Raw genomic sequence first — 24,963 nt, 5'->3', positions numbered from 1 at the left:
CCGCGGTGGCGCTGGGCCGGCCGGGCGTCGACGCGCCGTTCCTGGCCGGCGCCCGGTGGGGCCTGTCCGTCGACGGGCTCGCCGCGCTCGTCGTGCCGGCGGTGGCCTCGGTGGCGCTGCTGGTGCTGGCGTACGCCGCCGCCGAGATCCACCGGACCGGTCCGGTTTCACGGCCTGATGCTGGTCTTCCTCGCCGCGGTGCTGCTCACCGCCACCGCCACGACGCTACCCGTGCTGCTGCTGGGCTGGGAGATCATGGGCGGGATGTCGTACGCGCTGATCGCGTACCACTGGCGGCGCGACGACGCGGTCGCCGCGGGTGGCACGGCGTTCCTCGCCACCCGCGCCGGTGACCTCGGGCTCTACCTGGCCGCGGGTGCCGGACTGGCCGGCGGCACGCTCGACCTGACCGGGTTCGCCGGACTGCCGCCCGGGTGGCGGGACGTGGCCGCCGGTGGAGTGCTGGCCGCCGGCTTCGGTAAGGCGGCCCAGCTGCCGTTCTCGTTCTGGCTGTCGCGGGCCATGCTCGGCCCGAGCCCGGTCAGCGCGCTGCTGCACTCCGCCGCCATGGTGGCGATGGGCGGCTACCTGCTCATCCGCCTGCACCCGCTGCTCGTCGCGACCGGCTGGGCGGTGGACGTGGCCGCGTGGGGCGGCGCGGTGACGGCCCTGGCGCTCGGTGCGGTCGCGCTCGCCCAGACCGACCTGAAGCAGTTGCTGGCCGCCTCCACCAGCGCTCAACTGGGGTACGTGGTGCTGGGCGCCGCCGTCGCTCCGGCTGGCGCCGTCGCGCACCTGATCGGCCACGCGGCCACCAAGGCGCTGCTGTTCCTCGCCGCGGGGGCGTGGCTGACCGCGCTCGGCACCCGCCGGCTGTCCGCGCTGCGCGGCGCTGGCCGCCGCTACCCGCTGGTGGGGGGCGTGTTCGCGGTTGGCGCCCTGGCACTGGCCGGGGTGCCGCCGCTGGCGTTGTGGTCCACCAAGGACGAGGTGCTCGCCGGAGCCCGCGAGCGGTCCCCGGCGTTGTACCTGGTCGGCCTGGCCGGCGCCCTGCTCGCGGCCCTCTACGCCGGCCGGGCGCTCGCCCTGGTCCTGCGTCCGGTTCCGCCCGGGATCGAATCCGGGTACGACACCGAGCGCGACGGCACCCGCGAGGTGGCCGGCGGGCAGCAGGGGCCGCTGGTGCCGCTGGCGGTCGGAGCGGCCGTGCTCGGCGTCCTGGCGCTGCCGCCGCTGTCCCGGGCGGTGGCCGATGCCGTCGGGGCCGGTCCGGCACCGCCGACACGCGCCACCGAGCTGGTCCTGTCCAGCCTGCTCGCGGTCACCGGCGTGACGCTGGCGGTCGCCGCGCCGGCCCGGCTGCCGGCCCCGGCCTGGGCGCGAACATGGCTGGGCTTGGAACTGGCTGCCCAGCTGCTGGTGGTCCCGGCGACGCTGGCGCTGGCCCGAGGGCTGGCCCGGTTCGACGACCGCGTGCTCGACCGGGCCGTGCACGCCGTGCCGCGTGCGGCCCTCGGCGTGGCCCGGGGGCTGTCGAGGTTCGACGATGCCGGGCCCGACCGTTGGGTCACGGCCCTGCCGGCCCTGACCCGATGGCTCGCGGTCGCCCTGGCCCGGGTGGACGACCACGGGGTGGACGCCCTGGTGCGCCGGCTCGTCCGGGCGGCGCGGCGGCTCGGTGTCCTGGCCCGCCGTCCGCAGACCGGCCTGATCCACCAGTACTACGTCCAGATGGTCCTCGCGCTGGGCACCGCCGTGCTGATCCTGCTGCTGGCGAGGTGACCCGTGCTGTCCCTGATCGTCTTCACGCCGCTCGTGGTGGCCGCGCTCCTGCTCCTCTGGCGTGGCCTGCCGGCGAATACGGTGTCGTGGATCTGGATCGCGGTCACCGGCGTCGAGGTCGCGGCGGTACTGGGCGTGTGGTGGGCCTACCCGGGGGAGGGGTTCGCGCACGAGGTGGACCGGCCGTGGATCCCGGGTGCCGGGGCCGGCTACCACGTCGGGGTGGACGGGTTGTCGCTGCCGCTGCTCGCCCTCACCACTGTCGTCTTCGCCGCCTGCGCGGTGTACTCGCTGCGCCGCCAGCGCCGGCCGCGCCAGTTCGCCGCTCTCTTCCTCGCCCTGCAGACCACCTGCCTGGGGCTGTTCGTCGCGCTCGACCTGATCCTGTTCTTCGTCTTCTTCGACCTGTCCATCGTCGGCATGTACGCGGTGATCGCCGGCTGGGGGCACGGCCCACACGCCCGCCGCTCGGCGCTGACGTTCTTCCTTTACACGTTCCTCGGCTCGCTGGCGCTGCTGCTGGGCTTCATCGGCCTCTCCGTCGCCGCCCAACCCCACACCTTCGACATGGTGGCGTTGACCCGTGACCCGCCCACCCAGGGCACGGCCGGTGCCCTGGTGCTGTCGGCTGTCCTGCTCGGGCTGGCGATCAAGACGCCGACGTTCCCGTTCCACACCTGGCTGCCGCCGGCGCACACCGACGCCCCGGCCGCCGGTTCCGCCGTGCTGGCCGGGATCCTGCTCAAGATGGGCACCTACGGGTTCGTCCGCATCGCCATGCCGATGCTGCCCGACGCCTGGCGGCGCTACGCCTGGGCGATCGTCGTGGTCGGCGTGGTGAGCGTGCTCTACGGAGCGCTGGTGGCGCTCGCCCAGACCAACTTCAAGCGGATGGTCGCGTACACCTCGGTGAACCACATGGGGTACGTGGTGCTGGCCGTCGGCGCGGCCGGCCTGGTCGCCGACTCGGACCCGCAGGCCCGCGCGGTCGCGATCACCGGCGCGGTCACCCAGATGGTCAGCCACGGGCTCATCACGTCCGCATTGTTCCTGCTCGCCGGCGTGCTCTACGACCGCGGCGGCACCTACCGGATGGACGCCTACGGCGGGTTGGCCGCTGACACGCCCCGGTTCGCCGCGCTGACCGCGGTGGCGGCGTTCGCCAGCCTCGGGCTGCCCGGCTTCTCCGGTTTCATCGCCGAGTTCCAGATTTTCGCCGGCAGCCTGAGCGCAGCGCCGGTGGCGGTGGCATTCGCGCTGCCCGGCATCCTGGTCACGGCCGGGCTGTTCCTGTGGGCGCTGCATCGTGTCTTCCTCGGCCCGGCCCGGCACCGCCTGTCCGCGACCGCCGACCTGACCGCCGCCGAGACCGCGGCGGTGCTGCCGCTGCTGGCGCTGGCGCTGCTCCTCGGCGTGTTCCCCCGACTGCTGCTGGACGTGGTGGAACCCGCCGCCCGGGCGGTCACCGACCTGGTGGCCCGGTGAACGAACGTCCGCTCGCCCTGCTGCCGGAGTTGCTCCTGCTCGTCGGCGCGGTCACCACGCTGCTCACCGGGGCGTTCCGGCCCCGGGGCCGGCAGTGGGTGGCCCGGCTGGTCGCTGTCGGGGCGCTGCTCGTGGCCGTCCTCGCCGCGCTGCCCGCCGTGGGCGAGCGCTCCACCGTGTACGCGCACAGCTATGCCCTCGACCCGGCCACCACCGCCGCCCGGCTGCTGATCCCGCTGGCCGGGCTGCTCGTAGTCGGGATCGCCGCCGGCCGGGTCGCCGGCAACCGGCGGGAGACCGAGTTCTACGTGTTGACACTGCTCGCCGTGCTCGGCGCGGTGCTGCTCGCTGGGGCGTCGGACCTGCTGCTGCTGGCCGTGTCGTACCTGCTGTCGTCGGTGCCGCTGACCGGGTTGGCCGGCTGGGGCCGGGACCGGCGGGGCGCCGAGGCCGCGCTCAAGGTCTATTTGATGAGCGCGCTTGCCGGGGTCGGCCTGCTGGCCGGCGCCGCGCTGCTGACCGCGCTCGGCGGCGGGGCGAGCGACTACGACCGGCTGGCCGCCGGGCTGGCCGGGGCGCCGAGCGCCGCCGTCGCGGTCGGGGTGGTCGGGGTGCTGGCCGGCCTGCTGTTCAAGATCGGCGCGGTGCCGGGCCACTTCTGGGTGCCCGACGCGGTGCAGGGCGCCTCGATCCCGGCCGGCGCGCTGCTGACCACCGTGCCGAAGCTCGGTGGCCTGCTGGCGGCGTACCGGCTGTTCGCCGTGGCGGTGCCCGCCGACGTGGTCGACTGGCCGCTGCTGGTCGCGGTGCTCGCGGCGGTCACCATGACGCTGGGCAACTTCGCCGCGTTCGGCCAGGCGGACCCGCGCCGGTTGCTCGCGTACTCCACTGTGGCGCAGGTGGGTTACCTGCTGATGGCCGTCGCGGTCGCGGCCGCGCGGAGCGCGCGCTGCCGGCCCTGCTGGTCTACCTCGCCGGGTACGCGGTGACGAACCTGGGCGCGTTCGCGGTGCTGGCCGCCGAGCCGCACGACTGCCTCGACGGCTATCGGGGACTGGCCCGCCGCCGGCCCTGGCTCGCCGCGGCGTTGACGATCTGCCTGCTGGGGCTCGTCGGCACACCGCCCACGGCGGTCTTCGCCGGCAAGCTGACGGTGTTCACCGCCGCCTGGGACGGCGGGCTGGCCTGGCTGGTCGTGGTCGCCGCGGTGAACACCGTGGCCAGCCTCTTCTACTACCTGCGCTGGCTGGTGCCGGCCCTGTCCCTGCCGTCCGGCCCGCCGCCGTTGGGAACCGGGTCGCCACGGGGACCGCGGGTCGCGGTAGCGGTGGCCGCGGCGGTAGCGCTGATCGGCGCGGCTGGAACTTTCCCACTGTACGGCCTTGTCGAGCGGACCCTGCAGCGGTGACCCGGCCCGTCCGGGCTACCCGGCGTCCCGGCCCCGCGCGGCGTCCAGACGTTGCCGGGCGCGCCGCAGGGCGGGGGAGATCGGAATCTGCGCCAGCAGCGGGGCGGCGGTGGCGAGGTCGTTCCGCAGCCGTCCGGGCAGTCGGACCGCGTGGTCACGTCTTCCCACCGTCGGAGGGTTGAGACGGACCAACGGGTCACGGCCGGATCAGATCACCGTTTTCCGGCCCCTGGACCGGGGTAGCGATCAGAAGGGGACCGGAGACGAAAGCCCGACGGATGGAGAATGTCGTGGCGCGACCTGTGATTGTGATCGTCGGAGCCGGCTTCGCCGGCTTTCACGCCGCGCGCAGGCTGACCCGGCTCGCCCGGGGAGCGGCGGACGTGGTCCTGGTCAATCCGACCGACTACTTCCTGTACCTGCCGCTGCTGCCCGAGGTGGCCGGAGGTGTGCTGGACCCGCGCCGGGTCGCGGTGCCGCTGGCGGACACGCTGCCCGGAGTCCGGGTGGTGGTGGGTGAGGTCGACGGCGTCGACGTGGACGGCCGCAGTGTGTCGTACACCGATGCGGACGGACGCCAGGGGCGGCTGGCGTACCACCGGCTGGTGTTGGCCGCGGGCAGCGTCAACAAGCTGCTGCCGATCCCCGGGGTGGCCGATCACGCGCACGGGTTCCGGGGCATCCCTGAGGCGGTGCACCTGCGCGAGCGGTTGATCCAGCAGATCGAGCTCGCCGACGCCACCGAGGACCCGGCCGAGCGGGCGAGTCGCTGCACGTTCGTCGTGGTCGGCGCCGGCTACACCGGCACGGAGGTCGCCGCCCAGGGGCAGTTGTTCACCGGAGAAATCGCCCGCCGCCACCCACGGCTGGGCGCGGTACGTCCCCGCTGGCTGCTGTTGGACACCGCCGACCGGGTTCTGCCCGGTCTCGCCGACCGGATGTCCGCAGCCGCCGAGCGAACGTTGCGCGAGCGTGGCGTTGAGGTGTGCCTGGGCACGTCGGTGACCGAGGCGGACGCCGACGGCGTGCGGCTCAACGACGGCCGGTTCGTGCCGTCCCGGACGCTGGTGTGGTGCGTCGGGGTCCGGCCCGACCCGCTGGTCGAGGCCACCGGCCTGCCCGTGACGAGCGGGCGGATCACCGTCGACGAGTATCTCGCCGTGCCCGCGCACCCGGAGATCCTGGCGTGCGGCGACGCCGCCGCCGTGCCGGACCCGTCCCGACCAGGGGACATCACCCCGATGACCGCCCAGCACGCCGTACGGCAGGGCCGGCTCGCCGCGGACAACATCGCCGCGTCGTACGGGGTGGGCCGGCGTCGGCCCTACCGGCATCGCGACCTCGGGTTCGTGGTGGATCTCGGGGGCTGGCAGGCCACCGCCAACCCGCTGCACGTCCCGCTTACCGGTCCGGTCGCCCGGGCCGTCGCCCGCGGCTATCACCTGTTGTCGCTGCCGGCCAACCGAACCCGCACCGTGGCCGACTGGCTTTTCAGCGCGGCGGGCACCCGTCCGGCCGTGCAGCTCGGGCTGGTGCCCGGCGCGGCCGTTCCGCTGGACACCGCCGCCCCCGAACTCATTCGTCGCTGAGCAGAGCAGAGCAGAGCAGAGCAGGAGCCGACTGTGCGCGCGTTGACCGTACGACCCGAACGACCCGACAGCGTCGAGGTACGCGACGTGCCCGATCCCGTTGCCGGGCCGGGCGAACTGCTCGTCGAGGCGGTGGCACTGGGCGTCTGCGGCACCGACCGGGAGATCATCTCCGGCGCCTATGGCTGGGCGCCGCAGGGGCGCGAGCGGTTGGTGCTCGGCCACGAGTCGCTGGGGCGTGTCCGTCGGGCGCCGGAAGGGACGGATTTCACCGCCGGTGACCTGGTCGTCGGGGTGGTCCGCCGCCCCGACCCGGCGCCCTGCGGAGCGTGCGCCCGGGGCGAGTTCGACATGTGCCGCAACGGCCGGTACACCGAACGCGGGATCAAGGAGCGCGACGGCTACGGCAGTGAGTTGTGGACGGTCGAGACCGACTACGCGGTCCGGCTCGAACCAGCTCTGGAGTCCGCGGGTGTGCTCATGGAACCGACCACGGTTGTGGTTAAGGCGTGGGAACAGATCGAACGGGTGGGGCAGCGGTCCTGGTTCGCGCCGCAGCGGGTACTCGTGACCGGTGCCGGCCCGATCGGCCTGCTGGGGGCGCTGCTGGGTACGCAGCGCGGACTCGACGTCCATGTGCTCGACGTGGTGGCCGACGGGCCGAAGCCGGCAGCGGTGGCCGCCCTCGGCGCGACCTATCATCACGCGCCCGTTTCGGAGGTCGCCGAGAAGATCCAGCCCGACGTCGTGCTGGAGGCCACCGGCGTCGGGCGGGTGGTCCTCGATGTCATCGCCGGCACCGCACCGTACGGCATCGTCTGCCTCACCGGGGTGTCCTCCGCTGGGCGCCGGATTCCCATCGACGCGGGCGCCACCAACCGGGACCTGGTCCTGGAGAACGATGTGGTGATCGGTTCGGTCAACGCGAACCTGCGCCACTACACCGCCGCCGCCCAGGCGTTGGCCGCCGCCGACCGGAACTGGCTGGAACTACTCATCAGCCGACGGGTGCCGCTGAACCGTTATGCCGACGCGGTACGCCCCGAACCGGACGACATCAAAGTCGTACTGACCTTCGAATGAGGAAGAACCGCGTGCCCGCACCGATCGAGGACTACGCCGTCATCGGAGACCTGCAGACCGCCGCCTTGGTGGCGCGTGACGGCTCCGTCGACTGGTTGTGCCTGCCCCGCTTCGACTCGCCAGCTTGCTTCGCCGCTCTGCTACACGACGACAGCGCCGGCCACTGGCGGCTCGGTCCTGCCGAGGGCGGTCCCGCGACCCGCCGGCGGTACCGGGGGGACAGCCTGGTGCTGGAGAGCGAGTGGGAGACACCAGACGGCGTCGTCCGGGTCGTCGACTGCATGCCGCCCAGGGGCGAAGCCGCCGACCTGGTACGTGTCGTCGAGGGCGTCTCGGGACGGGTGCCGATGGCGATGCGGTTGCGGCTACGCTTCGACTACGGTCATATCACCCCTTGGATCCGGCAGCGGAACAACGATCTGGCGGCGGTGGCCGGGCCGGACGCCGCCTGGCTGCACGCCGAGGTGCCGTTGTCCACCGACGACAGCACCACCACGGCCGAGTTCACGGTGGGGGCGGGCGAGTCAGTCGCCTTCGTGCTCACTCACCGGCCCTCGCATGAGCCGCCGCCGCAGCCGGTCGAGGCCCGCCGCGCGCTGCACGCCGCCGAACGGTTCTGGCGCGAGTGGATTGCCCGCTGCGACTACGAGGGCGCGTGGGCAGCAGAAGTCAGACGATCCCTGGTGTTGCTCAAGGCGCTTACCTACGCGCCGACCGGTGGCATCGTGGCTGCCGCCACCACGTCACTGCCGGAGCAGCTGGGCGGGCCGCGCAACTGGGACTACCGGTACTGCTGGCTGCGCGACTCTACCTTCACACTGCAGGCGCTGCTGGGCACCGGGTACCTCGACGAGGCCCGAGCGTGGCGGGACTGGCTGCTGCGGGCCGTCGCCGGAGATCCGGCGGACCTGCAAATCATGTACGGGTTGGACGGCACCCGGCGCCTACCGGAGAGCTCCCTGCCGTGGTTGAAGGGATACCAGGGGGCGGCACCGGTCCGGGTGGGTAACGCCGCCGCCGACCAACTCCAGTTGGACGTCTGGGGCGAAGTGCTCGACGGGCTGCACCTGAGTCGGGAGGCGGGAATCGCGGCGACGGAGGCCGGATGGGACGTACAGCGGGCGTTGCTGGATCACCTGGAGCGCACCTGGCGTCAGCCGGACAACGGCCTCTGGGAGGTTCGGGGGCCGCGCCGACACTTCGTCCACTCGAAGGTGATGGCCTGGGCCGGGTTCGACCGGGCGGTCCGGGCGGTGCAGGAGCACGGCTTGGACGGCCCGGTGGACCGGTGGCGGACGATCCGGGACGAGATCCATCGGGAGGTGTGCGAGCGAGGTTTCGACCCCGTCCGGAACACCTTCACCCAGTCGTACGGCCATCCGGCTCTGGACGCCGCGCTACTGCTCATCCCACGGGTCGGCTTCCTCGCCTGGGACGACCCGCGAGTGGTGGGCACCGTCGAGGCGGTGCAGCGGGATCTCTGCGTCGAAGGCTTCGTGCTGCGCTACCGCCCAGAGCAGGGCAGTGACGACGGGCTCCCGGGTCCTGAAGGCGCATTCCTCGCGTGCAGTTTCTGGCTGGTCGACGCGTTGTGGGGCATCGGCCGAACGGACGCGGCGCAGCAACTCTTCGCGCGGCTGCTCGCACTGCGTAACGACGTGGGCCTGCTCGCGGAGGAGTGTGATCCGGCCACGGGGCGCCACCTCGGCAACACGCCGCAGGCGTTCAGCCTGGTGGGGTTGGTCAACTCGGCCCGGCTGCTGGCCGGCGCCACCACCCGCACCTCGGCCAGCGTTGACAATCAGCGGATCGCCAAGCCCCGCTCGGCACCGCGGCCCCGGTGGCGGGATGGGGACAGGGCATCCGTCGACGGGTGATCCGGCCCGCTGGTCCGCATCATCCGTCGGCCTTGTCGATAACGGCCCAGACGGTAGGGCGTTTTTTATCGCGGCGACGGTGATGTCGATGTCTGTGCGGGGGTGCAGCGCGGCGTTGCTGATCAGTTCGGAGGCGATGATCATCGCCCGGTCGCTTCCGGTAGCCTCGCCCAGCTGGCCGGAGAAGGCCATGTCCTGTTCTCCGGAGGGGAAGAGGTTGCAGGCATAGTCATCGCCGACAGGAGACCCGTCGCGGTGGTCTGCATGCTCGGCGCGACCCCGGCTAGGGGAGCACTGCCTGTGGATCACCGGCGGCGGCCTGGGCGGCCATCGCCTCCTGCCGGCGGGGTTCCTCGCGCAGGATCGCGGCGTGCAGCCAGGTGTCCGGGATGGCGAAACCGTCCACCAGGGTCCGCAGGTGCGGGCGCAGTTCTTTGAGCAGGCCGTTCACCACGCCGGTGATGGCCTTGGAGCGGGCCGGCGTGAAACGGCCGTGCTCCAGGAACCATCCCTTGTTGGCTTCGATGACACTGAGCGCGTACAGGTCACAGACTCGGCAGAGCAGCGCCCGGACCGCCGGGTCGGCGGTGTCCTCGATGCCGGCGACGAACGCCTCCAGGGTGACCCGGTCGATGTGCGCGGCGGCGACGGTCAGGACGTGATCCTGGACGTCATTGAAGATGTCGAAGGGCTGGTCCTTCTTCGTGGCCGCGCCGTTGCGCAGGCGGCGGACCGCACCGTCGAGGAGATGCCTCTCGCGGTCCTCGAAGGTCTTGAGCTGCCAGCCGCGGTCGGTGACGGCTACCTCCTCGTCGCGACCGGGCACGGCGCTGATCAGCCGCTCGATGGCCGACCGCGCGGCGGTGCGTTCGAGCACCATCTCGCGGACCTGCTCGGCGACGAAGGAGGCGCGCCCCCAGCCGTCCAGCGAGCCGAACTCGTCCCGATAGCCGGTGAGGAGCCCTTTGGCAACCAGTTGCAGCAGCACCGTGTTGTCGCCCTCGAAGGTGGTGAAGACGTCGGTGTCGGCCTTGAGGCTGGGTAGCCGGTTCTCGGCCAGGTAGCCGGCGCCGCCGCACGCCTCGCGGCACATCTGGATGGTGCGGGTGGCGTGCCAGGTCTGCGCGGCCTTGAGACCGGCGGCCCGGGATTCCAGCTCCCGTTGCCGGTGGTCGTCGACCGGCCCGTCGCCGCCCTGCACCTCACTGAGCGCGGCGACCAGCTCGGTCTGGGCGAAGTGCAGCGCGTACGTGGTGGCCAGGGCGGGCAGCAGCTTGCGCTGGTGGGCCAGGTAGTCGTTGAGCAGCACCTCCCGCTCCGCGTCGGGCGTGCCGAACTGGCGCCGGATGTCGCCGTAGCGCACCGCGATCGTCAGCGCCGACTTGGTGGCCGCCGACGCGGCGCCGCCGACGCTCACGCGGCCACGGACCAAGGTGCCGAGCATGGTGAAGAAGCGTCGGGAGTCGTTCTCGATCGGGCTGGAGTACGTCCCGTCCGGTGCGACCTGACCGTAGCGGTCCAGCAGCATGTCCCTCGGCACCTGTACGTGGTCGAAGGTGAGCCGCCCGTTGTCCACGCCGAGCAGGCCGGCCTTGGGCCCGGCGTCGCCGATGCTCACGCCGGGCAGCGGGTTGCCCTGCGCGTCGCGGATCGGTACCAACCACGCGTGTACACCGTGCCGCCGACCGTTCGTGATCAGCTGCGCGAAGACCACCGCCATCCGCCCGTCCCGGGCGGCGTTGCCGATGTAGTCCTTGCGGGCCGCCTCGTGCGGGGTGTGCAGGTCGAACGTCTGCGTCTGCGGGTCGTACGTGCAGGTGGTGCACAGCTGCTGGACGTCGGAGCCGTGCCCGGTCTCGGTCATGGCGAAGCAGCCGAAGATCGTGCCCGAGACGATGTCCCGGAGATAGGCGTCGTGGTGGCGGCGGGTGCCGAGGGCCGCGACCGCGCCGCCGAACAGGCCCCACTGCACTCCGGCCTTGACCATCAGTGACAGGTCGACCTGTGCCAGCATCTCACTGGCGATGATCGACGCGCCGACGTCGGATTTGCCGCCGTACTCGGTGGGGAAGGCCGACGCCATACCCAGCTCGGCGGGGAGTTCGCCGAGCAGTCGGGTGATCCGCTCACGTGCCTGGTCACCGGTCTCGCCGTACACCGGGAGGAAACGCTCGTCGAGGTGGTCCCGGTGCGCGTTGCGAACCTTGGCCCAGGGCCCGTCGAGCAGCTCCCGCAGGCGAGCGAGGTCGATCTGATCGGGCATGGTCCCCCCTCGGCTGGCGGACATATGGGTACAGGCCGTACTCGATCAAGATTACCGGCGCCAGTGAGCCGCTGAGGGTGACGGTGCCGTCGTCGCCGCACCACCCCCTCCCCTGGTGGGGATCCACTACCCGCATTTCAGCGGTAGTAGGGGACAGGCAGCGCCAGCCGTCACGAAAGTGGGCAGGAACCGTCATCGTTTCGTCGTCTACTCCGGGATGTCTTGCGGGTAGCGCAAAGGGAGCAGACGCTACGGAAGGAGCAGTTCATGCCACACGACATCACGGCGATTCTGGTCAAGCTCGGTGACTCCGGGCAGACAATCGCGGCTGCCGAGCAGGACGTGCGCGGCCGGCACGTCCTCGACGCCGACGGTGACGACCTGGGCAAGGTCGATGACCTGCTGATCGATCGCGAGGAGCACAAGGTGCGGTTCCTGCGAGTTGAGCACGGGGGAGTTCTCGGTATCGGCGCCACCGCCACCTTCATCCCCGTCGAGGCGGTCAGCGACGTCACCGACGACACGGTGCGGGTCGACCTGACCCGGCAAAAGATCGAGCGGGCCCCGACGTACGACCCGGAGGTCGTCGAGGAGACCGGGTACTACGAGGACGTGTACTGGTATTACGGCTATGCGCCGTTCTTCAACCCGAGTGGGGTCGCTCCGCCGCACCCGGTGCCCCCGACCCGACGCTGACTCCCGGCTCCCCCTACCCCCCCGACCGGCCGGTGTCTCGGCGGCCGCGCGCGACCGCCGAGACACCGAAGCGATTCTGAGGAGACAGCGTGACCTACGTCCCCTGGTTCCTTCCCGACGACACTCCATCGCTGTTCCAAACCGCGCTGGCCTCGATTGATGCCCGTCTGGCCTTCCGGCTGCTTGAGCGTATGCAGCGGGATCCCCAGTTGCGTCACGAACGCATCTGCATCGAAGTGCAGAACGGTGTGTCATCCTGGAGGGCACGGTCACCTGCACTGACGTGAGCACGGAGGCCGATGCCCGCGCCTGGAGCATTCCGGGAGTGCACGACGTCAACAACCGGCTGCGCCCCCTGAAGCGGTGAACGGCGGTCGCGACGGCGACCCCGCTCAGGCACACAGGTCACGCCGACGGTAGCCGATGATTCCGGCCACCACTCCTGCCGCCGCGATGCCGGCCATCACGGACGCCGCGACCCAGGCCGGCGCGGTGGCCGGCACCGCGGCCAGGTGCGCGAACGGAGACAGCGCTCGGATCCAGGAGGGCGCGTCGACGCTGTCGGCAAGGACCTGCCACAGGAACCCGCCGGCGGCCGGAAGAGCGCCGATCGCCGCGACGGCGCGCGGCGCCCATCCGAGCGCCAGGACGGCGGCTCCCAGACACAGCAGCACGACCGGCACGACGTTCCAGGCGCCGGCGAGCGCCTCGCCGGCCCCAAGACCGGCATGGACAATGGCCGTACCGGCCCACATGGCGACGCCCGCCTCCGTGATCAGGACCAGCGCGGCACAGCCAGCGACGGCCGCCTCGGCCGCCAACAGCCGTACCCGGGTCACCGGTGCGGCCAGTAGCAGGGTGAGACGCCGGGCATTCTCGTCCGCGGCGACGGCGGCGAGCCGCACGGCGACGAACACCCCGACCGGAACGGCCAACAGCGCGAACAGGGTGGCCGCGTAGCCCTCGACCGTGTCGAGCGCCGGGAAGCCGGCCTGGGCCGCCATCGTCGCGAACTCCGGGTTGCCGGTCAGGAACTCGGCCATGGACCGGGCGATCAGACCTAGGAGCAGGAAATACGCGCCGATCCCGGCCGACCATGCGGCCAGCGGCCGAACCGTACGCCGTACCGCGAAGGCGGGCACCGAACCGAGCAATGCGGTACGCGCCGGCCGGCTGCCGGCCGTAGCAAGAATCGCCGCGCCGACGTCACGCCGCGCAGCAAGCCGACCGGCGAGGGCCAGCAGCAGCACCGCGGCGAACGCCAGCACCGACACCGACAACCCTCGATTGCTGTCGAACGGGCGGGTCAGCGCCAAGAGGCCGAACGGGGACAGCCACCGAAGCCAGGCCAGCGCGGGCACACCGTCGCCGACCATCCGCGTGAGGAGCCCGACGACCAGGACGGCGGCCGCGGCACCGTTGGCCGCCGACCGGCTGGCGAACAGCTGCGCGGTGACGCCCCCGACGGCGACGAAGAAGAGCCCGACGGCAGCGAGGCCGGTGCCGTGCAACAACGAGCCCGTGGCGTCCACGCCCGCAGCAATCATCGCCGCTGCGGTCGCCGCTCCAACGAGGACCGGAACGACGGCCAGCACACCGAGGTGCTGGCGGACCGCCTCGGCGAGGGTGATGCGGCCGGACAGCAACAGACCCCACCGGCCAGCGCCCTCCTCCCCACGGGTGATCCGGGTGGCGGCCAGCATCGCCCACACCCCGAGCAGGACGGCCAGGACGGTGCCCGTCCGCCACACCGTGAACCCGCCCGCCTGGTCGAGCGCGACCGGTTCGCCGAACAGGGTGCGGATCGCGGGGTTGCGGGCCAGCGCCGCCAGGGCGGCCGGATCCAGTGCCTCACGGTGGTAGCCGACCACGACCAGGGCGGACATGCCCGCGCACACAGCGGTCACGACCAGAGCACCACGGCGCACCTGGCGTACTGCGAGCCCCCTCAGCACTCGCTCCGGGCCGGCTGCTGCCGCCGTGGTCGCGATCATCGGGCGTTCTGCCCGTAGTAGGCGAGGAAGATCTCCTCGAGGCTCTGCTCCCGGACGACGATCGTCGCCACATCAGCGTCGGCCAGGGCGCGCAGCGCCGCGGCGGGGGAGCCGCTCAGGGTGAACCGCACGGTCGCGGCGCCGTCTGCGTGCAGGTCGTGGACGCCGTGGATGCCGGCGAGGTCCGGTGGCGTGCCGGTGAACGTCGCGGCCACCTCGGTGTTTTGCAGTCGACGCAGCTGTGCGACGGACGCCACCTCCACCAGTTCACCGGCGCGCAGGATGCCGACGCGGTCGCAGACGGCCTCGACCTCGGCGAGCTGGTGGGAGCTGAGGAACACCGTCTGCCCGTTGTCGCGGGCAACCCCGACCGCCTGTCGGAACTGCAGTTCCATGAGCGGGTCCAGGCCGCTGGTCGGCTCGTCCAGCACCAGCAGAGGCGCCCGGGTGGCGAACGCCGCGATCAGAGCAACCTTCTGCCGGTTACCCGTCGAGTAGGTGCCGGCCGGTTTGGAAACGTCCAGCGCGAATCGTTGGATGAGCTCGTCGCGGTAGGCGGTGTCCGTGCCAGGGCCGATGCGGGCGAGCAGGTCCAGCACCTCGGCGCCGGTCATCTGTGGCCACAGCGCCACATCCGCCGGTACGTAGGCGAGCCTGTTGTGGGCGGCGGCTACATCGGCGGCGTCGGTGTCGAAGATCCACGCCCGTCCGGAGGTGGGTCGGGCAAGGCCGAGCAGCAGCCGGATAGTCGTTGACTTCCCGGCGCCGTTGGGGCCGAGAAACCCGAACACCTCACCCGCCGCGACGTCGAGGGTGAGGTCATCGAGGGCAAGTAGCCGCCCGTACCGCTTGGACAGATGTTCGGTGCGCAGGGCAGAAACGCCCATCGGAGCCTCCAGAGCCGCAGCACGACATGGCCTGCCGACCAGACTTCCCGGCGCTCCTGAGGTGAGAGTACTCCCGGCGGTCGCGGCGCGGAGGCCGCCCGGGGTGGCGTTCGGGCTACTGGCTTCCGATGTTCGGCAACGGCCTCAGCGGTAGTCGGCCGGATGCTGACCTGGATGCCGGGTAGGAAGACCAGCGACGATGTGGGCATGACAAGCGACATCGCCCTACTCACCGAGGACCTGACCAAGTTCTATGGTCAGCGCCGCGGTATCGAGGGTCTCAGCCTGGAGGTTCGTGCCGGGGAGGTGGTGGGATTCCTGGGACCGAACGGAGCCGGGAAGACCACCACGATTCGGCTGCTGTTGGACTTCCTGCGCCCCACTCGTGGACATTCGACTGTGCTCGGGCTCGACCCGCGCAGGGACAAGGCCGCACTGCACCGTCAGATCGGCTATCTGCCCGGTGAACTCGTGTTTCCCGGGCGGGACAAGGCGGAAGACCTGCTGCGCTTCTTCGCTGCGGCACGCGGCGGCGTGGCCTGGGCGCAGGTGACGGCGCTCGCGGAGCGGCTCGACCTGGACCTTTCGCGCTCGGTACGGACGATGAGTAAGGGCAACAAGCAGAAGGTCGGGTTGGTGCAGGCGTTCATGCACGGCCGGAGGTGCTGGTCCTGGATGAGCCGACCAGTGGGCTGGATCCACTCATGCAGCAGGAGTTCCTGGCCATGGTGCGCGATGCCAGCGTCGCCGGGCAGACCGTCTTCATGTCCTCTCATGTCCTGGCTGAGGTGCAGCAGGCGGCCGACCGGGTCGCCATCGTCCGCGACGGCCAGTTGGCCGCGGTCGAGCGGGTTGAGTCACTGGGGAAGCGGGCGGTCCGCGCCGTCGAGATTCATTTCGGTGATCCGGTGGACCCGGCAGAGTTCGGTGTCCTGCCCGGAGTAAGTGACGTGGTGGTGTCCGGGCCGGTGCTGAAATGCACTGTCGACGGCCGCATCGATCCGCTGGTCAAGGCGGCGGCGCGTCATGAGGTGGTGGACATGTTGTCGGCCGAGCCCGACCTGGAAGAGACGTTCCTGTCGTTCTACTACCACGGGGAAGGGGCCGGCGATGCTTCCCGCGCTGGTGCGTAAGACCTGGCGTGACGACCGCGTGGCGTTGATTGGTTGGGCCGGTGGCGTCGCCGCTTTCACCGCCATCTACACCTCGTTCTACAGCCAGTTTCAGGGAGCCGCGGAGCTGAAGCAGGATGCGCTGCCTCAGGGCATGCTGGACTTTCTCGGCATCGCTGACATGCTGTCGCCCGCCGGCTATCTGCAGGCGACGATCTTCAGCCTGGTCGGCCCACTGCTGGTTCTGATGTGCGCCATCACGCTGACTGCCCGCACGATCGCGCGGCCGGAGGAGGACGGCGGCATGGAGCTGATGCTGGCCGATCCGGTCTCGCGAGCTGCTTTCGCCTGGCAACGGGTGGCCGCCGCCGGCAGCGCGCTCACCGGGATCGCCGCCATTCCCGGGCTCCTGCTGATGATCATTGTTCCCTGGATCGGCATGGACATACCCCTGTCCAACGTCGCCGCCGCGTCCGCCGGGCTGGTCGCCCTGGTGTGGAGCTTCGCCGGCGTCGCCTTCCTCGTTGGCGCCGCCACCGGAAAACGGGCTGCCGTCCTCGCGATCACCGGTGGCCTTGCCGTGGCCGCCTACATGGCCAACGCCATCGGCGGCATGCTCGACGGGTGGCACTGGGTGCGCTGGCTCTCACCGTTCCACTACTTCATCGGCACCGACCCGCTGCACACCGGCTGGCACCCGGCCGAGCTTCTCGCCCTCGTGCTCCTCGGTGCGGCAACCACGACCGCCGGAGTCATCGTGTTCGACCGCCGCGACATCGGTGTGTAGACGTGAGGCTGGTGGCCTCCGGTTTCCGGCGGCCACCAGCACGCCGACAAGGAACAGCCCATGAGCGAGGACAATTGGCTGGCGGCCAACTGCCAGGATCTGCTGTACGTCCCGGCCAGTGCCCGGCGTCAGGCAGCGGTCAACCTGGGTGCCCGCGCAGCGGATGAGGGGCTGACGCTGCGCGAGCTTGTTGCCGGTCTGCTGGATGCCATCACCGTCCACTGGAGCGCCACCCCGGTCGAGCCGGCCGACACCGCCGTCGCGGTGCATTCCCGCGCCGAGACACTGCTGGACACCGCCCGTGTCCTGCTCACCGATGCCGTGGACGGGTACGCCCGGCAGAACCGCGCCGAGCTGGATCGCCACGACAACGAACGTGCCGCGTTCGTCAACGACCTGCTCACCGGCCGCGCCGACCCGGGCGGTCTGGCCGAGCGCGCACACCGGTACGGCATCCGCCTGTCGGCCACCCACACCGTCCTCATCGCCCGTGCGGCCGGCCTGACTCCGGGCATCACGCACCGCATCGATGCCGCACTGGCCTCCAGGTTCGGCGAAGGCAACACCCTAACCACCCTCCGCGACGGCGACGTGGTCTGCATCAGCGCCGGCGGCCTACGCGGCATCGCGGCCGAACTCGCCCACCTGCTCCTCACTGAACTCGGCGCCGGCAACTGGCAGATCGCCGTCGGCCGCACCCAACCCGGGGTGCAGGGCTTGGCCACATCCCTCGACGAGGCCCGCCACACCCTCGACTACGCCGTCAGGCTCGGCTTCACCACGCCCGTCCTCAATGCCGCCGATCTGCTGGTGTTCCCCGTGCTGCTGCGTGACCGCGACGCCATCACCGACCTGGTGACCACTGTCCTCGGGCCACTGACCACGGCGCGCGGCGGTGTCGAGCCGTACCTGGAGACCCTGTCCGTGCTCTTCGACAACCAGGGCAACCACACCGCGACCGCCCGGCAGATGCACCTGTCCGTCCGCGCGATCACCTACCGACTCGACCGCATCCGGGACCTGACCGGCTACCACCCCGGCGAGCCGACCCAACGGTTCACGCTGCAGACAGCCGTACTCGGCGCTCGACTGCTCGGCTGGCCGCCATAGCCGAGGAGCGCCGGATCAGGACGGCGTCGTCCTGGTCGGCTGCTCCTCATAGACGTCTGGCACCCCGTCGGCGTCGCTGTCACGCTCCTCCAGCGCGCAACCCCCTGGTAATGCCGATTACGAGCGCGTAGAACGACGGTTGCCAGCACCGCCGACAGCAGCGATCCGAGCAGAACGCCGATCTTGGAGTGGTCGTCGCGTTCAGTGCCGGCGCCGAACGCCAATTCACCGATCAGCAGCGACACGGTGAAACCGACCCAACCCCACCATTACGCCCAGGGCGACCGAGTCGGTCAGGGTTGCGCCGAGGCCACCCGCCCCGGCAACCGGGACTCCGGCGGCGAAGAACGCGAACGCCGGCACCGCGACCCCGGCGGACAGGGGCCGGATCCGGTGTTCGAAGTGCCCCGCCAGGCCAGGGCCAGGTCCCGGCTTGCGGCGTAGCACCGGCACGGTGAAGGCCAGCGCGACCCCGGCGACGGTGGCATGCACCCCGGAGGCGTGCACCAGCGCCCACGTCGTGACCGCCAGCGGCAGCAGCCACCAGGACCGCACCCGGCGCTGAACCAGCAGACCGAACAGCGCCATCGGGGCCAGCGCGAGCAGCAGCCACCCGAAGTGCAGGGTACTGGTGTAGAAGACCGCGATGATCACAATGGCCAGCAGGTCGTCGACGACCGCGAGGGTGAGCAGAAACGTGCGCATCGCCGAGGGCAGGCTTGTGTTGATCACTCCGAGCACGGCGAGGGCGAACGCGATGTCCGTGCCGGTCGGGATCGCCCACCCGGTCAACGCCCCGTCGCCGACCCCGACGTTGGATGCCACGTAGATCAGCGCCGGCAGCGTCATGCCGCCGAGCGCAGCGGCGACGGGCAGCATCGCCTGGCGGGGCTCGCGCAGGTCACCGGCGACGAACTCGCGCTTGAGCTCCAGCCCGGCGACGAAGAAGAAGATCGCTAGCAGGCCATTGGCGGCCCATTGCGCCAATGAGAGGTCCAGATGCAGCGCTTCGGGTCCCACGGTGACGTCGGCGAGCGACCGGTACGCGTCGGACCAGTGCCCTTCGCCCAGGCGCGGGCAAGCACGGCGGCAACCAGCAGCACCCCGCCGACCGTCTCGGTCCGGAGAATGTCCCCGATCCGGCGTACCTCAGGCCAACTCCTGCGGCTGAGCAGGAGTGGCGTGCGGTTAGCCGGTGGGAGGCGCATCGTGGTCCTCCGGTGGGGTCGGTGACGAAGTCGCCGACCAGTCTTCCCGGCACACCGGCTACTACGTTCGCCAGACGACGACCTCAGCCGGTCGCCGCCCCTGAGAACGAGAGCGTGTCATCCACAGCTAGGCAGCGTGCTGCCTGGGAGGTCATTCGCGCCTTCGATGTGGCCCTGAACCGGAGTCACCGGTGATCGTCGGTTACCGGTGGCTACGCCGCCGGCCGCTGAGCCGCAGTGTGTTGCAGATGTCGAAGACGCCCGGCACGTCGTAGGCGAGGTCCGCCGCGACCTGCCGCGCGTTCGCGTCACTCACCACGCCGGCGAGGATGACGACCCGGTTCTGCACGGAGACGGTGATCTGCTGGCGCCGCGTGGTCCAGTCGATGCTCAATCGCTGCGCGACCAGCGCCTCAAGTTTCAGGTCCTCGTGGTCCGGCTCGGGCAGGTGCGAGGGGTCGGCGAACCAGTTCTCATCGGGTAGTGGCCATGGCATGTACACGGTCAGCTCCTTGGTTGTGACGAGGCCTGGCGGGATGGCGGACGGCGAGGCGGTGACATCCTCACGCCGGTCAGGAACGCGGTCGGGTGGGACTCAAGAAGTTTCACTCCTGCTCCTCATCCACCTTGAACGGAAACCGGCCCAACCGTGCTTGTGGTTGTCTTCTGGTGCTGGCGCTGCGTCGTCGCCGGTTCAGGGGGAGTCGGATGGGTCGGGCCTGGCGGTAGCCACGACGAGCACGACGCCAATGCCAGCGAGACCGACCTGGATGACCAGGGTCAAGAGGTTGAGGGTGCTGGTATCGACGCCTGCGAGACGGGCGACGATGCTGCCCGCCAGCGCGGCGACCACCCCGACGGACACGGTCAGCCAGATCGGGGCCTCCTGGCGTCGGATGATTAGCCTGCCGAGCAGACCGATAGCGACGCCGACCAGGAGCGCGTTGACGAGACCAGCGATGCTCATGGGCTCCCTCCGACCTCCTTCGATACGGGTGCTACAACAAGTGAGGATCGGTTCCCGAAATTCGCCGCGGCACCGGTGGCCGTTCGGATGGCCACCGGCTCCTTGCGATCCGATCCCACGGTGTCAGTTGTCGCTGCCGGCGACGAGGATGCCTTCGCTTCAGGACCGAGCTCGATCAGGAACGAGTCGCCGTCGCGGCGGCGGCGGTTGGGCGCTCCAACACCGACTCCTTGGACAGTTGGGCGAGGGCGTCTTCGCGGCTGTCGAAGATGGGGAAGGCTCCGTCCAGGCGCATCGTGTGCAGGACGGTGCGGATGAACCGCGACGGCGCGGCCAGGCAGAGGGTGGCCCCACGGTCTCGGGCGTCGCGGTGGGCACGGACGAGGTGACCGAGTCCGGTGGAATCGATGAGGTGTACTCGGCTCAAATCAACCACGACGTGTCCGCCCATGTCGGCTGCGTGACGTAGGGCTGTGCGCAAGGTGTCACCGGTGTCGAGATCGACGTCACCGGCGGCGGCGACAACGGTCACGTCGTTCAGGTGGTCGATGCCGAGGATGCCACCAGGACCGTGGTCGCCGCACGACGCGTGGCCGCCGCCAGGGAGCGGCAGCAGGCTGCAGTGCGGGCAGCGGTGCGGGCCGGTGGCGAACGGGGAACCGCTCCAGCCCTGTTCGGACACCAGGGTCCAGACGACCTCCGCGTCGGGGAGCACGCACGCGGTGGCCTTGACGGTGTCGCCGCAGGTGTCGCAGATCAGGGTCATCAGGTGGTCGTCTGGGACAACGGTCATTCTGCTGGTCCTTCCTGGGGCCGTGTCTTCCCGTGCGGTGTGACACGGCATTCGTGCAGCGCCGAAGCGGAGCTGGCTCCCAAATCTGGTGTTTCCCTGCCGGGTGGCGGTCGAGCCCGCTGGTAGGAAAGGTGAGACCACTGGCGATCGTCAGTGCGGGGCTCTTACCGAGGCGCGGCCATGAGCGACCAACGCCGGTGGTGTGGAGGTGGGTTCCTGTCCCATCGTGGGCGTGCAGGACGGCGACGATGAGGCAGTGTCAACGACCGGCAGAATCTGGTCCAGACGGGCGGTGTGCAGGATGCGTCGGATGCGCGGGTTCGGGTTGCGGACGGTGAGGACCCCGTCGGCACGGGCCAGCCGCCGGTGCACATCCAGCAGGAGGCCGATGGCAGCGGCGTCGATGTGCCGGCACCCGGACAGGTCGACCACCACCTGTGCGGGATGCAGGGCCAACAGTCGGTCGAACACTGCTCCGGTCGCCGACAGGCAGGCCAGGTCGAACTCGGTGATGCACACCTCGACCAGCGGCAGCGTGCACGGCGTGGTTTCCAGAGGCCCTGTCACGGGCACACCCCTCTCCTTCACGGACGCGGTCGTCTAGGACCCTGCCGTGCCGGCTTGGCGGTCGCCACGCGGATCTGTGACAGTTCCGTGACAAATCAGCCAACCGGCCGCCACGCTTGGCCGCCGAGCCGGTCGTCTGGGGATGATGCGGGTATGACGGCCGTACTGGTGATCGAGGATGACGACCGCATCCGGCTCGCGCTGCTGCTCGCACTCGAGGACGAAGGCTACGACGCTCTCGGCGCGGCCACGGCCGAGGAAGGCCTGCGCGTGCAGCGTCGCAACCCGGCCAACTACGTGCTGGTCGACTTGATGCTGCCCGGCCTCGACGGTTTCGAGTGCATTCGGCAGCTGCGCCGTGACGACGACGTGCCGATCGTGGTGGTCAGCGCCCGCGACGACACGCACGACATCGTCGCCGCTCTTGAAGCCGGCGCCGACGACTATGTCGTCAAACCGGTGGCGATCAAGGAATTGACCGCGCGGCTGCGCGCCTTGCGCCGCCGCGCCCGTACCGGCGGCGCGGGGCACGCGCCGGAGCTCGTGCCCGTGCTCGTGGTCGGCGAGCTGGAGATCAGCCCGGACGGGGGAGAGGTTCGCCGAGCCGGACAACCCGTACCGGTGACCCGTACCGAGTTCCGGCTGCTGTGCGAGCTGGCCGAGCACGCCGGCCGGGTGCTGTCCCGCCAGCAACTGCTCGAACGGGTCTGGGGGTACGACAGCGGAGACGAGCGGCTCGTCGACGTGCACGTGGGCCGGCTGCGGCAGAAGATCGAGCAGGACCCGGCGAACCCCCGGCATTTGGTCACCCTGCGGGGCCTGGGCTACAAGCTGCAGCGATGAGACGCCTCGGACTGCGTACCCGGGTCACTGCCGCGTTCGCCGTCGGCGCGCTCCTACTCTCAGCGTCGATGGCCCTGGTCTCCTACGAGTTGACCCGCCGATCCCTACTGGACGAGCGGGAACGCACCGCCCTGCGCGCCGCCTACTTCGACGCTACCGTCGTTCGTGCCGGGCTCGACACCGACACCCCCGATGTGGTGGAGGTGCTTCGGTCGCTGGACACCGGCGGGAGTCGGCGGCCGGTGCTGCACCTGAACGGCGGGTGGTACGCCCGTACCGCCGATCCCACCACCTCCGCTGCCATCCCGGTCGAACTGCGTCAGGTCGTCGCGGCCGGTGAGCCCGCGGTGCAGCGGGTACGCGTCGACGGCCAATCTGTCCTGGTCGTCGGGGTGCCCCTGTCGGCGTCCGCGACGTACTTCGAGGTCAACTCGCTGCGGGAGCTGGAACAGACGTTCCAGGTCCTGGCCCTCGCGCTGACCACTGTCGCGATCATGGTCGCCGGCTCCGGCGCGGCACTCGGCTGGTACGCCACCCGGCACGGGCTACGGCCGCTGACGGCCGTGGCCGACGCGGCCGAGAAGATCGCCGCCGGTGACTTCACCGCCCGCCTCGACACGGCCCGCGACCCCGACCTGACCCGGTTGTCCTCGTCGTTCAACCAGATGGTCGATCGGCTCGCCCGGCGCATCGAGCGGGACCGCCGGTTCGCCGCCGACGTCAGCCACGAACTGCGTTCCCCGTTGCAGACCCTCGCCGCGGCGGCCAGCGTCCTGGCCCGCCGTCGGGAACACCAGGACGAACGGACCGCCATCGCGGCCGGGCTCGTCGCCGACGAGATCGACCGTTTCCAGCGGCTCGTCAACGACCTGATCGACCTGGCCCGCAGTGACCAGCCCGCCCACCGGGCCCCCGTGGACGTCGTGGCGCTGGCCCGCGACGCTTGCCGCGCCCTCGACCTGCCCACGGCGCTCGTCCATCTCGCACCCGACGTGCCGGCGACGTGGCTAGTCGAGCGGCGCCGTGTCGCGCAGGTCCTGGTGAACCTGCTCGACAACGCGGTGACGTACGGGGGCGGTCCTGCAGGCGTCCGGTTGGGTCGCGACGGTAGCGCCGGAATCATCGAGGTCGAGGACGACGGACCAGGTGTGCCCGTCGAGGACCGCGAGGCGATCTTCGACCGTTTCGTTCGTGGACGACCAGCTCAAGCCCGCGGCGCAGGCGACGGCACAGGGCTCGGACTCGCGCTGGTCGCACAGCACGCCACAGCACACACCGGACACGTCACCGTCGGTGACCGGCCCGGCGGAGGCGCCTGCTTCCTTGTCATCCTGCCGGAGAGCCTGACATGAACCATCGTTATCTCGTCGCACTGGCGCTTGCCACGCTGCTGACAAGCTGCAGCATTCCCACGGATGATGCCCCCCGGGTAGTACAGGCACCGCGAGGACCCTTCCAAAGCTCTGCGCCCGCCGACACCAGCGCACCAGTCGGCCCTGCCGCCGAGACGCTCTGCTTTGTCCGCGACAACCGCATCATCTCGTTCGTCCGGCGCGTCGACCGGCCACCAACGATCGAGGACCAACTTCGGCATCTGCTGGCCGGACCCACCGCAGCCGAACGCGACACCGACTTGACCAGCGCGCTGCCGGGAGCGGTCAACGCCGCCGGTGTCACCGCGACCGGCACCCAGGCCCGCGTTGTGGTCGACAAACCCGGCGATGACGCCGGCCGCAGCGACGAGGTCCTCGCCTTCGCGCAAATCGTTTGCACCCTCACCAGCCGCGACGAGGTCACCACCGTCACGTTTTCCCGTGATGGTCGACCTCTCAGGGTGCCTCGCGCGGACGGTTCACTGTCCGACCAGCCCCTCACTCGCGCCGATTTCGCACCACTGATCACCCCTCGTTGACCCTCGTCTCTACTGCGCCTGGACCCGCTTGAGCCTCGGGGGGCCGGCCCCACAGCGCATCGGTTCAGACAATGATCGACACATTCGGTACGGCTCTCGCCTCGGCGCGGTCGCTCAACGACATCCTGACCCGGCTGGTGCCGGAGGAGCAGGTGCACCGCATCGACCACTTCCTGGGCAAGTCCACCGCGGTGAACATCCTCGGGCTGCGCTTTGCCAACCGGATCTTCGAACCGGTGCTCAATTCCGAACACGTGGCTTGCGTGGACATCGTCTTCGACGAGGCACTGGGTCTGGAGGGGCGCGCCGGCTACTACGACAGCGCCGGAGCGTTGGTGGACATGGTGCAGAGCTACCTGTTGCAGGTCCTGGCGCTGATGGCGATGGACGCGCGCCCACCCTCGATGCCTGGGATCTGCGCGGGCGCAAGACGCGCGTGGCGAGCGGGGAAGGTGCCCCCACAGGAGTACCCGGCCGGTAGCCAAGGCCCTGAACGAGTCACTGCTGGCCCCGGCTCCCGGCGGGGTGATTTAAGTCTGAGGTGTTGCTGCTCCCGGTGGTTCTCGGTTAGCGAGGCGGGCATTGACGGGAGGAACGAGG

General features: G+C 70.7%; 20 protein-coding genes and 5 pseudogenes. 16 read left to right on the top strand and 9 right to left on the bottom strand.

Annotation, left to right across the window (positions count from 1 at the left end; all coding sequences use genetic code 11):
• From JNW91_RS02825 to JNW91_RS33420, 3 genes and pseudogenes are all read left to right on the top strand, one after another.
• A pseudogene (locus JNW91_RS02825) lies at positions 1-1,782 on the top strand (proton-conducting transporter transmembrane domain-containing protein); the annotation flags it as partial.
• A gap of 3 nt (positions 1,783-1,785) precedes the next feature.
• Complete coding sequence (locus tag JNW91_RS02820; protein WP_203173381.1) at positions 1,786-3,267, top strand: complex I subunit 4 family protein; 1,482 nt, start codon at positions 1,786-1,788, stop codon at positions 3,265-3,267.
• Positions 3,264-4,675 (top strand): annotated as a pseudogene (locus JNW91_RS33420) (NADH-quinone oxidoreductase subunit N). The gene JNW91_RS02820 and the pseudogene JNW91_RS33420 overlap by 4 nt, the downstream one beginning before the upstream one ends.
• A 15-nt stretch (positions 4,676-4,690) precedes the next feature.
• On the opposite strand, the gene JNW91_RS02810 reads toward JNW91_RS33420, so the two are convergent.
• Positions 4,691-4,843 (bottom strand): hypothetical protein, encoded by a 153-nt coding sequence (locus JNW91_RS02810; RefSeq protein WP_203173380.1) that lies wholly within the window; start codon positions 4,841-4,843, stop codon positions 4,691-4,693.
• Positions 4,844-4,965: 122 nt separating this feature from the next.
• Here JNW91_RS02810 and JNW91_RS02805 point away from each other — a divergent pair, with 122 nt between their 5' ends.
• From JNW91_RS02805 to JNW91_RS02795, 3 genes are read left to right on the top strand one after another with little or no spacing between them, the layout of a single operon-like run.
• Positions 4,966-6,264, top strand: coding sequence for an NAD(P)/FAD-dependent oxidoreductase (locus tag JNW91_RS02805; RefSeq protein WP_203173379.1), 1,299 nt, complete (start codon positions 4,966-4,968; stop codon positions 6,262-6,264).
• Between the two features lie 33 nt (positions 6,265-6,297).
• On the top strand, positions 6,298-7,347 hold the full coding sequence (locus JNW91_RS02800) for a glucose 1-dehydrogenase (RefSeq protein WP_203173378.1): 1,050 nt from the start codon (positions 6,298-6,300) through the stop codon (positions 7,345-7,347).
• A gap of 11 nt (positions 7,348-7,358) precedes the next feature.
• Positions 7,359-9,224 carry a glycoside hydrolase family 15 protein gene (locus tag JNW91_RS02795; RefSeq protein ID WP_203173377.1) on the top strand — a complete coding sequence of 622 codons (1,866 nt, stop codon included), beginning with the start codon at positions 7,359-7,361 and terminating at the stop codon, positions 9,222-9,224.
• Positions 9,225-9,507: 283 nt separating this feature from the next.
• Here the strand turns inward: JNW91_RS02795 and JNW91_RS02790 are convergent, their stop codons facing one another.
• Positions 9,508-11,487, bottom strand: coding sequence for an acyl-CoA dehydrogenase family protein (locus JNW91_RS02790; RefSeq protein ID WP_203173376.1), 1,980 nt, complete (start codon positions 11,485-11,487; stop codon positions 9,508-9,510).
• Between the two features lie 267 nt (positions 11,488-11,754).
• Here JNW91_RS02790 and JNW91_RS02785 point away from each other — a divergent pair, with 267 nt between their 5' ends.
• Both JNW91_RS02785 and JNW91_RS02780 read left to right on the top strand, forming a co-directional pair.
• A complete protein-coding gene (locus tag JNW91_RS02785) occupies positions 11,755-12,183 on the top strand; it encodes a PRC-barrel domain-containing protein (RefSeq protein WP_203173375.1) in 429 nt (142 codons plus the stop codon).
• 89 nt (positions 12,184-12,272) lie between these two features.
• Positions 12,273-12,470 carry a hypothetical protein gene (locus JNW91_RS02780; protein WP_203173374.1) on the top strand — a complete coding sequence of 66 codons (198 nt, stop codon included), beginning with the start codon at positions 12,273-12,275 and terminating at the stop codon, positions 12,468-12,470.
• 105 nt (positions 12,471-12,575) lie between these two features.
• On the opposite strand, the gene JNW91_RS02775 is transcribed toward JNW91_RS02780, so the two are convergent.
• Together JNW91_RS02775 and JNW91_RS02770 are read right to left on the bottom strand one after the other, a co-directional pair.
• A complete protein-coding gene (locus JNW91_RS02775) occupies positions 12,576-14,090 on the bottom strand; it encodes a hypothetical protein (RefSeq protein ID WP_203173373.1) in 1,515 nt (504 codons plus the stop codon).
• A gap of 83 nt (positions 14,091-14,173) precedes the next feature.
• Complete coding sequence (locus JNW91_RS02770; RefSeq protein ID WP_203173372.1) at positions 14,174-15,064, bottom strand: ABC transporter ATP-binding protein; 891 nt, start codon at positions 15,062-15,064, stop codon at positions 14,174-14,176.
• A 162-nt stretch (positions 15,065-15,226) separates the two neighbouring features.
• Between JNW91_RS02770 and JNW91_RS33415 the strand changes: the two are divergent.
• From JNW91_RS33415 to JNW91_RS02755, 4 genes and pseudogenes are all read left to right on the top strand, one after another.
• A pseudogene (locus JNW91_RS33415) lies at positions 15,227-15,664 on the top strand (ATP-binding cassette domain-containing protein); the annotation flags it as partial.
• Positions 15,665-15,768: 104 nt separating this feature from the next.
• Entirely contained in the window at positions 15,769-16,197 is a 429-nt protein-coding gene (locus tag JNW91_RS33410; protein ID WP_309244201.1) for a hypothetical protein, read from the top strand.
• A complete protein-coding gene (locus JNW91_RS02760; protein ID WP_203173371.1) occupies positions 16,175-16,963 on the top strand; it encodes an ABC transporter permease subunit in 789 nt (262 codons plus the stop codon). Before JNW91_RS33410 ends, JNW91_RS02760 begins: the two co-directional genes overlap by 23 nt.
• A 60-nt stretch (positions 16,964-17,023) precedes the next feature.
• On the top strand, positions 17,024-18,073 hold the full coding sequence (locus tag JNW91_RS02755; RefSeq protein ID WP_203173370.1) for a PucR family transcriptional regulator: 1,050 nt from the start codon (positions 17,024-17,026) through the stop codon (positions 18,071-18,073).
• 15 nt (positions 18,074-18,088) lie between these two features.
• Here JNW91_RS02755 and JNW91_RS02750 read toward each other — a convergent pair.
• The 5 genes and pseudogenes from JNW91_RS02750 to JNW91_RS02730 all read right to left on the bottom strand — a co-directional run bounded on the left by JNW91_RS02750 (position 18,089) and on the right by JNW91_RS02730 (position 21,608).
• Positions 18,089-19,281, bottom strand: a pseudogene (locus JNW91_RS02750) (Na+/H+ antiporter NhaA).
• Positions 19,282-19,483: 202 nt separating this feature from the next.
• Positions 19,484-19,783 carry a BON domain-containing protein gene (locus tag JNW91_RS02745; RefSeq protein WP_407664237.1) on the bottom strand — a complete coding sequence of 100 codons (300 nt, stop codon included), beginning with the start codon at positions 19,781-19,783 and terminating at the stop codon, positions 19,484-19,486.
• A gap of 192 nt (positions 19,784-19,975) precedes the next feature.
• Positions 19,976-20,248 (bottom strand): GlsB/YeaQ/YmgE family stress response membrane protein, encoded by a 273-nt coding sequence (locus tag JNW91_RS02740; RefSeq protein WP_203173369.1) that lies wholly within the window; start codon positions 20,246-20,248, stop codon positions 19,976-19,978.
• A gap of 175 nt (positions 20,249-20,423) precedes the next feature.
• The gene (locus JNW91_RS02735; RefSeq protein WP_203173368.1) at positions 20,424-21,041 is read right to left on the bottom strand and encodes an STAS domain-containing protein; all 618 of its coding nucleotides are present in this window, start codon (positions 21,039-21,041) and stop codon (positions 20,424-20,426) included.
• 150 nt (positions 21,042-21,191) lie between these two features.
• Positions 21,192-21,608 carry an STAS domain-containing protein gene (locus JNW91_RS02730; RefSeq protein WP_203173367.1) on the bottom strand — a complete coding sequence of 139 codons (417 nt, stop codon included), beginning with the start codon at positions 21,606-21,608 and terminating at the stop codon, positions 21,192-21,194.
• Positions 21,609-21,761: 153 nt separating this feature from the next.
• Between JNW91_RS02730 and JNW91_RS02725 the strand changes: the two genes are divergently transcribed.
• The 4 genes and pseudogenes from JNW91_RS02725 to JNW91_RS02710 form a co-directional block, all read left to right on the top strand.
• The gene (locus JNW91_RS02725) at positions 21,762-22,451 is read left to right on the top strand and encodes a response regulator transcription factor (protein WP_203173366.1); all 690 of its coding nucleotides are present in this window, start codon (positions 21,762-21,764) and stop codon (positions 22,449-22,451) included.
• Positions 22,448-23,803, top strand: a complete 1,356-nt coding sequence (locus JNW91_RS02720) for a sensor histidine kinase (protein WP_203173365.1) — start codon at positions 22,448-22,450, stop codon at positions 23,801-23,803. The genes JNW91_RS02725 and JNW91_RS02720 overlap by 4 nt, the downstream gene beginning before the upstream one ends.
• Positions 23,800-24,363, top strand: a complete 564-nt coding sequence (locus JNW91_RS02715; RefSeq protein ID WP_203173364.1) for a GerMN domain-containing protein — start codon at positions 23,800-23,802, stop codon at positions 24,361-24,363. The genes JNW91_RS02720 and JNW91_RS02715 overlap by 4 nt, the downstream gene beginning before the upstream one ends.
• Before the next feature lie 83 nt (positions 24,364-24,446).
• Positions 24,447-24,802, top strand: a pseudogene (locus tag JNW91_RS02710) (glucose-6-phosphate dehydrogenase); the annotation flags it as partial.
• Between the last annotated feature and the right edge of the window lie 161 nt (positions 24,803-24,963).

It is taken from the genome of Micromonospora parastrephiae, from assembly GCF_016802865.1.
In the GTDB taxonomy this organism is placed as follows: Bacteria; Actinomycetota; Actinomycetes; order Mycobacteriales; family Micromonosporaceae; genus Micromonospora; species Micromonospora parastrephiae.
Note: the sequence above shows the minus strand (reverse complement) of the source record. Positions and strands in the feature narration are given on the sequence as shown.